General features: G+C 37.4%; 10 protein-coding genes. 3 read left to right on the top strand and 7 right to left on the bottom strand.

Annotated features, from left to right (window positions below):
• Positions 1 to 15: 15 nt before the first annotated feature.
• Together V7068_RS13135 and V7068_RS13130 are read right to left on the bottom strand one after the other, a co-directional pair.
• Positions 16 to 414: a hypothetical protein gene (locus tag V7068_RS13135; protein WP_499713165.1), complete on the bottom strand. Its 399-nt coding sequence runs from the start codon at positions 412 to 414 to the stop codon at positions 16 to 18.
• A 449-nt stretch (positions 415 to 863) separates the two neighbouring features.
• Positions 864 to 2,492: an RCC1 domain-containing protein gene (locus tag V7068_RS13130; RefSeq protein WP_499713164.1), complete on the bottom strand. Its 1,629-nt coding sequence runs from the start codon at positions 2,490 to 2,492 to the stop codon at positions 864 to 866.
• A 240-nt stretch (positions 2,493 to 2,732) separates the two neighbouring features.
• On the opposite strand from V7068_RS13130, the gene V7068_RS13125 reads away from it, so the two are divergent.
• On the top strand, positions 2,733 to 4,292 hold the full coding sequence (locus V7068_RS13125; RefSeq protein WP_499713163.1) for a bifunctional metallophosphatase/5'-nucleotidase: 1,560 nt from the start codon (positions 2,733 to 2,735) through the stop codon (positions 4,290 to 4,292).
• A gap of 324 nt (positions 4,293 to 4,616) precedes the next feature.
• On the opposite strand, the gene V7068_RS13120 is transcribed toward V7068_RS13125, so the two are convergent.
• From V7068_RS13120 to V7068_RS13110, 3 genes are read right to left on the bottom strand one after another with little or no spacing between them, the layout of a single operon-like run.
• Positions 4,617 to 5,825, bottom strand: a complete 1,209-nt coding sequence (locus V7068_RS13120) for a Ger(x)C family spore germination protein (protein WP_499713162.1) — start codon at positions 5,823 to 5,825, stop codon at positions 4,617 to 4,619.
• A complete protein-coding gene (locus tag V7068_RS13115; RefSeq protein WP_499713161.1) occupies positions 5,818 to 6,924 on the bottom strand; it encodes a GerAB/ArcD/ProY family transporter in 1,107 nt (368 codons plus the stop codon). Before V7068_RS13115 ends, V7068_RS13120 begins: the two co-directional genes overlap by 8 nt.
• The gene (locus V7068_RS13110; RefSeq protein WP_499713160.1) at positions 6,921 to 8,489 is read right to left on the bottom strand and encodes a spore germination protein; all 1,569 of its coding nucleotides are present in this window, start codon (positions 8,487 to 8,489) and stop codon (positions 6,921 to 6,923) included. Before V7068_RS13110 ends, V7068_RS13115 begins: the two co-directional genes overlap by 4 nt.
• A gap of 233 nt (positions 8,490 to 8,722) precedes the next feature.
• Here V7068_RS13110 and V7068_RS13105 point away from each other — a divergent pair, with 233 nt between their 5' ends.
• Positions 8,723 to 10,045, top strand: a complete 1,323-nt coding sequence (locus tag V7068_RS13105) for a S8 family peptidase (RefSeq protein ID WP_499713159.1) — start codon at positions 8,723 to 8,725, stop codon at positions 10,043 to 10,045.
• Between the two features lie 108 nt (positions 10,046 to 10,153).
• On the opposite strand, the gene megL is transcribed toward V7068_RS13105, so the two are convergent.
• Positions 10,154 to 11,344: a methionine gamma-lyase gene (megL, locus tag V7068_RS13100; protein WP_499713158.1), complete on the bottom strand. Its 1,191-nt coding sequence runs from the start codon at positions 11,342 to 11,344 to the stop codon at positions 10,154 to 10,156.
• Between the two features lie 233 nt (positions 11,345 to 11,577).
• Here megL and V7068_RS13095 point away from each other — a divergent pair, with 233 nt between their 5' ends.
• Entirely contained in the window at positions 11,578 to 12,504 is a 927-nt protein-coding gene (locus V7068_RS13095) for a VanW family protein (RefSeq protein ID WP_499713157.1), read from the top strand.
• A 144-nt stretch (positions 12,505 to 12,648) separates the two neighbouring features.
• Here V7068_RS13095 and V7068_RS13090 read toward each other — a convergent pair whose 3' ends face one another.
• Complete coding sequence (locus V7068_RS13090) at positions 12,649 to 14,211, bottom strand: ATP-binding protein (RefSeq protein WP_499713156.1); 1,563 nt, start codon at positions 14,209 to 14,211, stop codon at positions 12,649 to 12,651.
• Positions 14,212 to 14,352: the final 141 nt, after the last annotated feature.

Raw genomic sequence — 14,352 nt, 5'->3', positions numbered from 1 at the left:
AAATTAAAACTATAATTAAACTGGTAATTTTAGGAGTATCCTATCATAAAGAAAAGATAACTTTGTTTTCTTCTCTGAAAGACTTAAAAATAATTGCTTATTACGAGATTCTAAAGCTCGATCCAGCTGAAAAGATACATTAAAATAATCAAGCATACAATCAATAATGGTCATGACTTTATTAGAATGAATAGCTTCCTCTAGTTCCTTAATCCACATATAGTCTGTTATTTTTTTATTAACTCTTATTAAAACAAACCATCCAACTCCTACAACGTATTTTCCCTTGTTAGAAACTGTTAAAACATCCCCACATTGCAAAGTTTTTGAATGACTCACAAGATTCTCTTTTTTATAACCATACTCTAGACAATCTACCTTAATCCCATTTTCATCACGGACAATTAAATCCATCTTTTACACACCTTCCTAAACACCCCTAGAATAAAATTTCTATACATTCAACAAAATCTATTTTAAATAAGTTCTAATTTATTAATTGATAACCATTATTAATGATAATAATTATCGATTGATAACGCAATAATGAACAGATAATTATTTGTTTATTTATGTTTTCGGACTATCGATTATTTTAGTGACAATTATAAGCAAACCTATCCAATGATACCTAGCCCCTATGAAGTTCATGTTCCTCAGACCGGAAGTTTGCCGGTCGCTCCCTTCATATTCTTCGTCACCACGAACACCTTTGCGTTAAGCTAACCGTTACCTCTGTCTTCACAGTTCAGAACTTTCCCCCTAAAGATTTGGCGCACACCCCAAAATAGGCCAACCACAATGTGTGGTTGGCCTATTTGAATGCTTCTCTATTTACTTATAACAAAGACTAATGAACTTTATTAATTAGCACGCAATACTTTAGCAGGTACTTTCTTTTTACTGTATTTTTTTCCAACACCTAATTGCCCATAATCATTAGAACCCCATGACCATACTGTCCCATCTGCAGTTATCGCGACTGTATGCTCAGATCCTGCTTCTGCTTGAATCACTTTAGTCAGCGATACTTTTACCGGTACGGCTGAATTGGCGCCATCTGACCATATATCATAAATTGAAGTTTCGGTACCGATGCCCAGCTTTCCGTATGTGTTTTCTCCCCATGTATATAAGCTTCCATCGTTAGCAACTGCAAGTGTATGTCTATATCCGCCGTCAGCCTGTTTGATTTGACTCAAATAACCTTCACCATCTTGACCTAGAACTTTAGCTGGCTTATTTTGATAAGCAATTGTTTTAACAATCCCTAATTGGCTAGCATCATTAAAGCCCCACGACCAAACCGTCCCATCTGATTTCACAGCAAGACTATAATAAGTGCCTCCAGATACGGATTTCACTTTCGTTAATGATTTAACTTGATATGGTACTAAAACATTTTTCATTAAGCTAGATCCTGTTTTTCCATCTCCAATTTGATTCCGTTCATTATTCCCCCACATCCAAACCGTCCCATCCTTTTTTAAAGCTAAAGAAAAATTATATCCGGCCGCAATATCCTTTACATTTTTAAGGCCTTTTACCTGAACAGGAGTATATTGATTCTTTGTATTCCCATTCCCTAATTGTCCTGTTTGGTTTTTACCAAAACTCCATACTGTTCCATTCTTTTTAAGCACAAGTGTATGACTGTCACCTGCTGCAACAGCTGTCCCAGCTATTCCTTTAATTGGTTTTACTGTTTTACTTTTTACACTTACCTTAATTTTTATCGTTATTCCTTCATATTCTGCTGAAATCGTTGTTTGCCCAGCAGAAACTCCTTTTATTTTTCCTTTTGTCACACTCGCAATGGAGGTTTTTTCTGACTTCCATTTAGCAGTATTTGTAACTGTTTTCTTACTATTATTAGAGTATTTTGCTGTAAGTGAAACAGATTTTGATTGACCGACATCCATGGATACAAAGGATTGTGAGGAGATTAAGTCGACCACATTTACCTCTTCCTCTTCATCAGGCAGTGTCGGATCTTCATCCGGTAATGTATCTGTTTGAACGACAAAGGTAAAATTAACTTTTGAAGATGAAGCTTGATCAATATGCACTTTCGCAAAATCCCCGCTATCCAATTGAATCAAATATGTACTGCCTGATTTTACTTTTAAGCTTGTCAACGGGTAGCCTAATCCATCTGTTGGAAATGACACATCCGCTATATTTAACGGTTCATCTAAAGATTGTTTAGGCAGTTCAGCAATCTTTCTCGCTCCTATATCTCCATACTGATTAATGACAAAGTCGGCGATTGTTTTATCAGTTGTTATACGACCTGAATCTAAATCAAACCCTCCATTTTTTAATACATCCCCACTCCATTCTAATGTATAGGGAAGTAGAGATTCATACACTTCCTGTGTTTCTTCAGACCAATAAGTAAGATTTTCGGCAGCTTGAACCTTTAATGACGGAAGTAACATGTGAAAAGCAAACATACAAATAATAAAAACTAGCAAACTCTTTTTCTTCAAATACAATCCCTCCTTATAAGTAGAGCCAAAAGACTATATATGATACTTTTGGCACTTTCCAATTAAACATATATCAATTTTTTGAAGATTTTACCATGATATTCGTCGTTAGTCATTACGCAAAAAAAGATTAAAATTGGCTACACAAACTAATATTTAACAAAAATTAACTCCCCCTTTACACTCTCTTAAATCTCTCCCCTTATACTGAACATAACAACCTAGAGGAGGGCATACAGCTTGTCAATACTTCATAGAGTATCATTTGGGTTCTTGCTGTTATTCTTCATTTTAGGAACGACCGATGGTTCAATAGCTTCATTCCATCCGCCTATAGCCAATGACCACACACACATTCAATTATTAGGATTGAATGATTTTCATGGTCAGCTGGACAAATACCAAGATCTATCAGGAAATAAAGTAGGAGGCGCTGAATATTTAGCTGCCTATTTAAAAAAGTACAAACAAGAAAACGAACATACCCTCCTTGTTCATTCCGGTGATATGGTCGGCGGAAGCCCTCCTATCTCCTCTTTACATCAAAATGAACCAACGATTGAATATCTAAACCTTCTAAACATTGATGTCGGAACACCTGGAAATCATGAATTTGATGAAGGGGTTCATGAAATGCAGCGGCTGATTAATGGAGAGACAGGCGCTTTCTCAGGTTCAACTACCTCTTATTGTTCCGCTAATATAATCAATAAAAAAACGGGGAATCTATTATTTCCTCCATATATAATCAAACAAATCAATGGAATAAATATTGGTTTTATTGGTGTAGTGACAACCGAAACGACGAAGTTTCTACTCCCAGAATACAAAGAAGAAATCGAAGTGATTGATGAAGTTCAAGCTATCAATCAAACAGCGGAAGTATTAAAGAAAAAAGGAATAACCTCCATTGTAGTGCTCGCTCATATCTCCGCTAAATCTGGTAAGACAGGAGGAAACCCTCATGAAGATTTAGCGAAGATGGCTCCACAAATGGATGATGAAGTCGATGTAATATTCGGCGGTCATAATCATGCATATGCAAATACAATCGTAGACAATAAACTAATCGTTCAAGCTTACTCTTATGGAAAAGCTTTTTCAGAAGTAAAACTCACCATTAATCGTCACACAAAAGAGATTATTCACAAAGAAGCAACGATTATCCCCACTGTTCATCATAAAATCAATCCTGATCAAGAAACACTCACACTTTTAAACAAATATAAAAAACGTATAGCCCCTTATATGAATAAAATAATAGGTAAAGCACCAAAAGAAATAACGAGGAAACAAAACGGCAACGGTGAATCTCCTTTAGCAAAAATAATCGCAGAATCTGGGCGTAACATATCTGGGACCGATATTGCTTTTTATCACCACGGCGGAATTCGAGCAAGCTTAAACGAAGGAATTATTACGAAAGAAGACCTTTATACGGCCTTACCTTTTCATCATCGCTTCGTGAAGATTACCTTAACTGGAGAACAAATAAAAGCAGCTTTAGAACAACAGTGGACTAAAGCTGAGGAGAATAGATTGCAAGCTGTAGGATTAACGTATACTTGGAATAATACTGCCCCTGTCGGCAGCCGTATTATCACATTAAAAGACATTCATGGTAAGGAAATTCAATCCAAAAAGGCATATACGATTGCTATTAGCAATTATCTAGCTTCAGGTGGAGATGGCTTCACCGCCTTTACAAAAGGAAAACTAGTCGAAGATGGCCCATTAGCTGTAGATGCACTTGCGAGTTATTTACAACAGAGGTACCCTGCTGAAGTAGCTAAATACTAAAAGAAAAAATAGATGGTTTATAAATTAGCACCTCCAAAGAATGATTCCCAAAGAAACCTATAAGTTAGAGCAAGCACCTCTCAAGGTACCCGCTCTAACTTCTTTTCATTTCAATAGTAACTTATCCACAAACTTATACACATTTTACCCACAGTTCATTTTGTCACTGTGACTCATCATCTTTTTTCCATGGCGGGTCAGCGTATTGATGAAAGGCCTGGTTCAATTTATATATCCCCCATGGAATGAGCGAAGATAATATAGCAAGTATAAAAGTGGGAATTCTATCCTCTATCCAGTGCCACATAAGCATTCAACTCCTCTCTATTTTATCATTTTAATGGACGCTCCAACTTGCCTTACTTCAACGTTTACTTGAACGTCAATCACACTTTTTGAAAAATAATTCCCCCCCTTATCCCATTCTTTATTTACTTGTTTCCATGTCTTATAATGTTCTTGCTTTAAATAAGCTCCTAATTCAAAGACATCAGCCTTGTACTTTTTTTGGACCTTATCAATAACACGATTAGTGATACGTTCTATTTCCTTAGCGGTTTTTTCTTCGATTTCAGATAATACCGATCGATTTTCTAAAGCTAAATCCCCGTACAATTCCCCCACATTGCCGTCTACGTTAATTTTCACCGTAAATTTAATTTGATCTTTGTTAGAAACATCAGCCGCGATTTTACTTTCAGCACCTTTAATTTCAAAAGCAACAAGTTGGCCATCCATCAAAAATTCAAGTACGGCGCTCTCAACCTTTTCTGTAATAAGATTAAGTCCTAGTGTTTCACTTTCATTAAGAGTGCCAATCATTTTTTGACCTTGAGAGTTAAATATAGCAGCTCCTAAAAGAGCCCCTTTATTGTTCTTAACAACAATTCTCGGTATAATAAAACTATTTCCCTTTAATAAGTAACTATGAACATCGCCAATATTTATAGGTGGTAGAGAAGTACTATGTTTTACTACATTTTCACTTAGTGATTCAATAAATAAAACCGGCATTTTTTCATGCTGCGGACTAATTTCCAAAGTCTTTCTCGCTTCCCCCTCGCTCACCATCACTTTTGCTACTCTTCTCATTTCATGATCACGCACAAAAAAATCCATAACATCCTTAAGATGTCCTTTTCTTGAAAGTTCCTCTGACAGAACAATGAGATTAATATGCTCCAGATATGGCTTACGACTGGTCTCAGTGGCCATCCTTCTAGTAATTTGATGAATGGTTGTTCCTTCTGATGTAAGATTTAAAAATGGTTTTCCTTCTGATGCCCCTCCGCCCGATTGACCGCCTCCGCCTCCAATAAAATTTCCTGGCACAACAAATTGATAGGTTAACTTATACTTTTCACCCCGCTCTTTCTCGGACATCTCCCCGACAGAATCATCCGTTTGATCCTCAACCATATCAACGGCTGCACCAATTACAAACCCTCTTTCTTCGATTTCATTTTGATCCCAACACCCCGTCACCAAAAAGAGTAAACAAAAAATCCATATACTTCTATATAACTTATCCATTCCCCTTTACCCCACGCATCATAGCAATCACAAGTAGAAGCAACGGCATGAACATGCTAAACCCAATCCCTAGGTAGCCAATCCATTCTCCAAATATAGAAGTCTCAGCAAAATTTTGCGGTGACATGGCGATAATATAAATAAGTGGAGAAAGAATAAAAATAAACGTCATTCGTTTTATCTTTTTAAAAATAGAACCAAAGGCTAATAAGGTTACATCAAAGGCCATCGATGCCGTACTAAAAAGAGTGACAACCCAAATTGTGAAAAAGACTGATTCAAATCTCTCAAAGAATCCTCCTGGTATTTCCACACGTTTAGCTAGCTCTGCTGTTGGATAAAGTGTATTTTCCGCAACCTCGGTACCAAAAACTCCAACAACAAACACAAATACGAGTAAATATAAAAATAACGGAATGGACATGCCCATTATAGTGAATTTAATCGTATTCTTAGGTTCATTTATAAAGGCGTTGTAAAATAATAAAATTTCAAAGCCTAAAAAGGAAAATAGCGTTTCTTTTGAACCTCGTAGAATTTCACTCCAACCAGTGTGAAAGAAGGGCTTTGTGGTTTTAAATTCAAAAAAGCCTACATTCATTACAATTAAAAGCAAAATAATAAATAATATGATAGGCAGAAACAAAAGATTAAGACGAAGTATAGCTGTACTTGGTCCAGAAACGGCATAAATAGTAACTAAGAAAAATACAAAACAGATAACCTCTACAGGTGTCCGATCAAACAAATATAATTTTGATATATCTGCAACAATCCTCATCTCATAACAAACAAAAAGCATCGTGTATGAAGCAAATAAAAACGTTAAAATGGTTGCTATCGGTTTATTAATGATTAAACTTGTGAACTCATGAAGATTCTTTTTAGGAAATCGGCTTATCAACTTGGCTAATACCCATGCAAAAAAAATAACACTCAATCCCCCAAGGCTGATTGAAATCCACCCATCTATTGAATGCGTAGCATTTGCGACTGTACGCGGGAGAGTAAGAATCCCAAATCCAATGACCATATTGGCAACACCCGCTAGAACTTCTCTTCTACCTACCTCGCTGTCACCATATTCAAAGGACTTCATGAACTCTCATCTCCTTTACCTATTCTTGTTTCATCAACCGTCTGCATATATTGCGGTCTTTTGGATATCGCGGTTATCGGGGCACGAATGACCACATCTTTCCAATCCCTATAAAACATTGGTGCAAATGGTGTGGAATAAGGAATCCCAAAGCTTTTTAGTCTAGTAATATGAATGTTAATCATAATGTAAGTGAGAATAATTCCGTATAACCCAAAAATTCCGGCTGCGAGCATCGTACCAAACCTTAAAATTCGAAAGGCAATCCCTGCACCGTATGAAGGAATCGCAAAGGAAGAAATAGCTGTAACCGCTACAGCCACAATCATAACCGGACTCACTATTCCAGCTTGTACAGCTGCTTCCCCGATGACTAACCCGCCGACAATACCAATCGTTTGCCCAATCGGTTTGGGCAATCGAATCCCGGCCTCACGGAGTAACTCTAATGTAGCCTCCATCATCAGCGCTTCAATGATTGCCGGAAAGGGCACTCCCTCTCTCGCCCCAGCAATCGAAAAAGCTAACTTTGAAGGGATCATCCCTTGGTGAAACGATACAAGCGCAATATAAAGAGCCGGTAAAAACACGGCAAAAAAAGCTGCTACATATCTCAACATTCGAAGCAACGATCCAATAATCCAACGCTCATAATAGTCTTCCTGTGATTGAAAGAGGGAAACAAATGTAGTCGGTGCAATTAACACAAAAGGTGTGCCATCTAAAAGAATAGCAACTTTTCCTTGTAAGATTGCGCTTGTTACCCTATCCGGCCTTTCAGTATGCAACACCTGTGGAAAGGGTGACAAGGAACTATCCTCAATCCATTGTTCAATGGTCCCGCTTTCTGCAACCTCATCAATATCTATTGTCTTCAACCTTCTTTTAACCTCTGCTACTATATCTGGATGAACAATTCCTTCAACATAACAAACAACAAGGTCTCTTTTGGATCGCCGTCCCACCTTACTTGATTCAAGCCGTAGATTAGGATCCCTTACCTGTCTACGAACAAGCATGGTATTCGTACGAATATTCTCAGTAAACCCTTCCCTCGGCCCCCTTACCAATGATTCCGTTTGAGGTTCGTCAATTCCGCGACTATCCCATCCCTTGCTTCCAACTAGTAATACTTTATCTATTCCATTGATAAATAAAGCTGTATCACCAGACAAAATAGCAAGTAGCACGTCATCCAATATATCTGCTATTTTAAGTTCATAAGTGGATAAAACCTCATTCTCCAATTTCTTCATTATTTCATCGTCAGAAGCCGGCACTTCCTTTTTGGCAGTCTGCATACCCAATTGAATATTCTTAATCAATTGGTCATTTATCATATCCTTATCTACTAATCCATCTATACAAACGATCGCGCACTTTTTTTCACTATCCCCTATTGTAAAAATTCTTTGGATAAGATCAGATGGTGCATTCAATATCCTTTTTATATTGTCGAGATTAGCGTGGATATCTATATAAATAGTACTAGGTATATCACTTTGCTTATCTTCAACATTTTGTTTTTGATATTTCACTCGCTTATTGAATACATGCCTTAACATTTTACATACCTCCAGAAAACGCAAAAGAAAACCCATTAAGAAACAAATTCTTCTAGTAGCTACTATTTTTACCGAAATAAATAATGTTATGTACACCTTCGCTCTTTGCACTGATCGGATTTAAAAATGGGGATATAGAGTACATAATTGTTTTTTACGTTATGAACACCGTTACCAAAACTCGATTCCAACCATAATCTAATGATGAATCTATTTTTAATAGGAGTGATAGAATGTTTGATTATTCAGTGATTCAATTTATACAAACCCATGCTCATCAGCTGGACAAGCCACTTCAAATAGAGATTCTGAATCTTTATAAACGTTTTAAACAAGCCCCCAAATCTATACAGCATCGACTAGGACCTGTATTCATGCATGCTGTGAAATTATCTGTCATTGTGGAATTTGACGATATTGAATGTCAAAAACAAAGTGTACAGCAGTTACAGCACTCCTTAACAACACATGCTCATTGCCAATTCAAAAATCAATTTTCTTCTGTACCTTGTTGTAGTGTAGACGTCACCGTTGCCGTTTTAGCAGATCTATGTAAAAGCGATTCGACGATTCGAAAAGTTTATTTAAACAGACAAGTACAAGCACTCCTCGATTATGCCATTCCTTCCGTTCAAGCAGATCATGTTGTCCGAAATAATAAACAACTAACCGGGCAAGGAATCACAATCGCTATTATTGATACGGGAGTCTATCCACATTCAGACCTTGAGGGAAGAATCGTTCATTTTGTAGACTTTATCAATCGACGATCCGCTCCTTATGATGATAATGGCCATGGGACACATTGCGCTGGTGCGGCTGCTGGAAACGGAGCTGCTTCAGGCAGAAAGTATAAAGGAGCAGCTCCAAAAGCTAATATTATTGGTGTTAAAGTACTAGATCGTTTAGGGGCAGGTTCACTTGAAACGGTCATGCAAGGGGTTGAATGGTGTATAGAATACAATCGTAATCATCCAAACAACCCAATCCACGTTATCAGCTTATCTTTAGGAAGTCCTCCCCAGCGATTTAAAGAGGAAAATGCTGACCCAATGGTACAAGTAGTGGAAAAGGCTTGGCAAAGCGGCATCGTTGTATGTGTAGCAGCAGGTAACTCCGGCCCTAGGGACAGAACCATTGCAAGCCCAGGAATTAGCAATGAAGTCATTACAGTAGGTGCTCTTGATGATCGAAATACGCAGATACAGCAAGATGATGTTGCTGCTGATTTTTCTAGTAGAGGACCAACCCTTTACGGTGAAACAAAGCCAGATCTATTAGCTCCAGGAGTCAACATCATCTCCCTTCGTTCCCCAAATTCCTATTTAGATAAATTACGAAGCTCACGTCGAGTCCAATCCAACTATTTCTCCCTTTCCGGTACGTCCATGGCCACGCCCATTTGTGCAGGGATTGTTGCCTTAATGCTTGAACATCATCCACATCTAACGCCCAATGAAGTCAAAGAAAGGTTAAAAAAAGGGACCGTTCAATGGAAAGATACCAACTCCAATCTTTATGGCGCAGGTTATATAAATGCCGAAAATTCCATTTAAAGAAAATTTAATAACTATATCAAAATGATACGCCCTAGAATAAAGCCTAAATAAAAAATCAGTACCTCTCCATAATGAGGTACTGATTTTTTTGATTAGGTTCCTCCCTTAATTCTGCAAGCCATCCAATGCTTGATTTAAGTCTTCCCAAAGATCTTCCCAGTTCTCCAGGCCGACCGAAAGGCGAATAAGCTGATCAGTAATTCCCATTGCCTCTCGCTTTTCTGAAGGCACACTGGAATGCGTCATCGTAGCTGGGTGCTGAATCAGTGTTTCAGCATCCCCAAGGCTGACGGCAATCTTAATGAGCTTTAGAGCATTTAATAGCTTTTGGGCATCCTTCTTTGTTCCTTTGATTTCAAATGAAATAATCCCTCCACCTTGCCTCATCTGCTTCTTCATAATCTCGTAATCCGGATGCTCTCGATCACCCGGATAGAAAACCTGTGCTACACTTGGGTGTTGCTTCAATTTATCAAATAGCTGCGCCGCATTTTCCGAATGACGGTCCATTCTAACGGGAAGTGTCTTTAGGCCTCGCAGCAGCAGCCAAGCATCGAAAGGCGAGATAATTCCACCAATATCTTTTTGAGTTGTCCTCGTTACTTTGTTAATGAATTCCTTTGAGCCAACAACAAGCCCAGCAACTACATCACCGTGCCCACAAATATACTTTGTCGCACTGTGTAAAACAACATCACAGTCTAAGACAAGCGGCTGCTGAAGGTAAGGAGATGAGAACGTATTGTCCACGACAACGGCAATCCCATATTTCTTCGCCACTTTAACAACCATCGCAAGATCTATCATTTTCATTGTCGGATTAATCGGTGTTTCCACATAGATGCAGACAGTTTCCGGCCGAATGACTGCCTCTATCTGTTCCTCCGTTCGCATTTCAGAGAAATTATGCGTAATATTATATTTTTCCTCCATCAAATGTAAAAGGCCAAATGTACAGCCATACAAGCCTTGCGAGCAGATAATATGATCATTTGCTTTCGTGAGTGCAAGCAACACAGCAGACACAGCAGCCATTCCCGAGCCAAATGCAAGGCCTGCTTCGCCTCGCTCAAGCATGGCAATTCGATCTTCGAGTATTTTAACAGTTGGGTTGCCGAGCCTGGAATAGATATATCCCTCTTCCTCACCAGAAAACCGTCGCTCTCCTTGTTCAGCATGATCAAAAACAAATGTCGATGTTTGAAAAATCGGCCCAGCCAGACTCCCCATATACTGCTTCGGATCGTACCCCTCATGAATCACTGCAGTTTCAATATGCTTATAAAACTTATCCATTGCTCCCCCTCCTCTGCCTACTTCTATATATATGTTGAAATAACCAAAAGGAGAAATTCCCATAAGAGGTAGTTATACACAAAGTAGTCCACATTTTATCCACATATAATTATGTCACTGTGACTCAAAAAAAAAGGATTAGATTCTTGCTTTTATCCAAACTAAATATAGGAGTGTGCCAGCATGCCTAACTGATTTAGTACAACTACATTTATATTGTGAGGTACCTATTTATGAAATTTGCATGGCTTACAGCAATCTTACTATTCATTCAACCAGCGCATCCTTCAAACGATTTATTAATCACCCATCAAGGACAAACAATCGCTCATATCTCCCGCTCAGATTTTACGATTGCTTTACCGGATACGCCAATGGTGGACAGAGATAAATACAACCAACTGATTGAGGAAATAGACAAACAAGTATATAAAGCGCCTGTAGACGCTGGAATTGATAATGCAGGCAACATTATCCCTGGGCAAACAGGTTATAAATTATACAAGAAAATATTTGAGGAGCAATTTTATACCTCTTTTTTCGGCAGTGGAACAGCCAACATAGAAGTGCCCTTGCTCCCTATTCATCCAAGAGTAGACAGCGAGTTGCTTGCTCACATTCGCGTACAAAAAATTGGGCAATATGTGACTTACTTTAATAGTGCGAATAAAAACCGCACACAAAATATCTCACTGGCTGCAGAAGCTATTAATAATCATGTCGTTTTTCCTGGAGAAATCTTTTCATTTAACAAAGTCGTTGGCAGGAGAACCGCAGAAAGAGGCTATTTACCAGCTCGCATTATCGTAAAAGGAGAGTTTTCAGAAGGGATTGGGGGAGGGATTTGTCAAGTATCCTCCACTCTGTTTAATGCTATTGATCGCACCGGAATGGAGATTATGGAGCGTTATTCTCACAGTAGACGTGTTCCTTATGTTCCACCTGGTCGCGATGCTACAGTCAGTTGGTATGGTCCTGATTTTAGCTTTAAAAATAATTATAACCAGCCGATTTTAATCCGAGCTATAAGATACGGAGGCCAAGTGATTATTACGATTTATTCCTCAGATGACATTGATTATAAGGCAAGGAACATTCCTCAAGCTTCCTATCAATTATCTAAAGAAGTAAGCTGTTCGAGTGTTAATACTTGTGAATAGCTATCGTAAGAAGCAGCTTTGGCTGATAGGCCATTCAAAGATGACTAGATTGGGCAAGAGAAGTTATCCATAAGCTTCCCCTTGCCCAAAAGTACTAATTTTCTACCCACAGACTTATACACATTTTACCCACAATTATTTATGTCACTGTGACCTTTCAGTAAAAAAATCATTCAACGCTAGCTGTAGAGTGCCTTTGAATTTTGCTTGATGATTTATGCTGATGCCTAAATCTGTGAAGCTCCTCACAATTTCAGCCCGCATTCCTGTTATGATGAGTTTACAGCCCATCATGGATATACCATCAATGATTTTTATAAAATTGTTCGTTATTTCTTGTTCCATAGGAGTAATACCTGAGAGGTCGATAATTAATGTTTCTATATGATGAGTTTCGATTTCAGTGAGGACTTTATCTTGAATAGTGGAAATCCTTAAATAATCAATCATACCAATTAACGGTAAAATGCATATCTTATCATTAATAGGAATAATAGGAACAGAAAGATTCTCTACTAGATTTCGTTGCTTATCTAGTAATTCATCTTTGTACTTAGAGTAACTGATAAAAAAGTAAGTAAAAAATAAATCAATCGATTTATTTATACTTTTTTCCAACATAAAAAATGTTGCCCGATTCACTTCCGTTTTGTTCAGTAAATCAAAATGATATAAGAAATCCCATAAAGTTCGCCGGATTGCCTGAATCCACTCTAACTTGAAGGCAAGTGTTAATGAATATTTGGCCCATGCTACTCCTTCTTGCTTAGCAAAGGAAATTAATTCATGTTCTCGTTCTTCTACAACAAATAATACAAGCTTATGCGCATTATTTAGAAGGTTTATATTTCCAACACGATGTATTTCTTCAACTTTTCCTTTTACATTAATGGCTTCTTCTAATAATCTCTCTTCAAAGACTTTTCGATTTTCAGAAAAGAAGTTTTTAATACAATAATTTTCTTCAAATTTTAAATTCAAATTTTTAACTCCTTGGTTACATTTTTTATTAAGTTGAGGAATCTTAATTGTAAATGTTGTCCCTTGATTTTCTTCACTATCAACGACGATTCTCCCGCCATGTTGATAAATAACAGAAAACACTTGAGTCAGCCCCAAACCAGTACCTAAATCCTTGGTTGTAAAAAAAGGAGTTCCAAGTAAGTCTAGTTTATCTTTCGAAATTCCAATCCCTGTATCTTGAATGGTAACGATTACCTCATTATTCACTGATTCATGCGTAATCATTAATGTTCCTTCTCCATCCATTGATTCAAATGCATTTTTAATAAGATTGAAAAATGCCTTTTTAAATTGATTTTTCTTTCCAACAATCGTAACATCATTATTTTTAAAATCTGTAATGATTGTAACATCGTACATTTTATCTTGAAATAAATTTAGAATAGATTCTAGTTCTACTGATAAATGAATGGTTTGATACTCTTCAAATTCCAAATCAGGCTTAGAAACTTGAAGCAGATTATTTAATGTTGTTAAGGCGTTATCTAATTCCGAGTGAGCAATATCTATATACTGGTTACTGCTTTCTTGCTGCAGCAATTGTAAAAAACCTTTTACTGCCGTTAATGGATTCTTAACCTCATGAGCAATTCCTGCTGCAATCTTACCCACTGATGCCAACTGCCTTAAATGAGCATCGCTCTCCGACTTCATTGATGTAACCTGGTCCGGTTTCATTTTCATTATTACTCCCTTCTATTCACAAGCAAGTTAGTAGAACAAAGATTCTAAATATTGTAAAAATTTAACTATAAACATATACTACCAAAAACTATAGTAAAAACAAATGATTAGCCGCGTTTTTAGAAACAATTATGAAAAAGC

The sequence above is a fragment of the Bacillus sp. JJ634 genome, from assembly GCF_036962285.1.
GTDB classification, from domain to species: Bacteria; Bacillota; Bacilli; order Bacillales; family DSM-1321; genus Peribacillus; species Peribacillus asahii_A.
This window is presented reverse-complemented; position numbering and strand designations above follow the sequence as displayed.

Excerpts from the sequence above, each read along its gene's own strand:
- V7068_RS13105 (WP_499713159.1), top strand. The coding sequence starts at position 8,723 with ATGTTTGATTATTCAGTGATTCAATTTATACAAACCCATGCTCATCAG.
- V7068_RS13135 (WP_499713165.1), bottom strand. The coding sequence starts at position 414 with ATGGATTTAATTGTCCGTGATGAAAATGGGATTAAGGTAGATTGTCTA.
- megL (WP_499713158.1), bottom strand. The coding sequence starts at position 11,344 with ATGGATAAGTTTTATAAGCATATTGAAACTGCAGTGATTCATGAGGGG.
- V7068_RS13120 (WP_499713162.1), bottom strand. The coding sequence starts at position 5,825 with ATGGATAAGTTATATAGAAGTATATGGATTTTTTGTTTACTCTTTTTG.
- V7068_RS13110 (WP_499713160.1), bottom strand. The coding sequence starts at position 8,489 with ATGTTAAGGCATGTATTCAATAAGCGAGTGAAATATCAAAAACAAAAT.
- V7068_RS13090 (WP_499713156.1), bottom strand. The coding sequence starts at position 14,211 with ATGAAAATGAAACCGGACCAGGTTACATCAATGAAGTCGGAGAGCGAT.
- V7068_RS13115 (WP_499713161.1), bottom strand. The coding sequence starts at position 6,924 with ATGAAGTCCTTTGAATATGGTGACAGCGAGGTAGGTAGAAGAGAAGTT.
- V7068_RS13095 (WP_499713157.1), top strand. The coding sequence starts at position 11,578 with ATGAAATTTGCATGGCTTACAGCAATCTTACTATTCATTCAACCAGCG.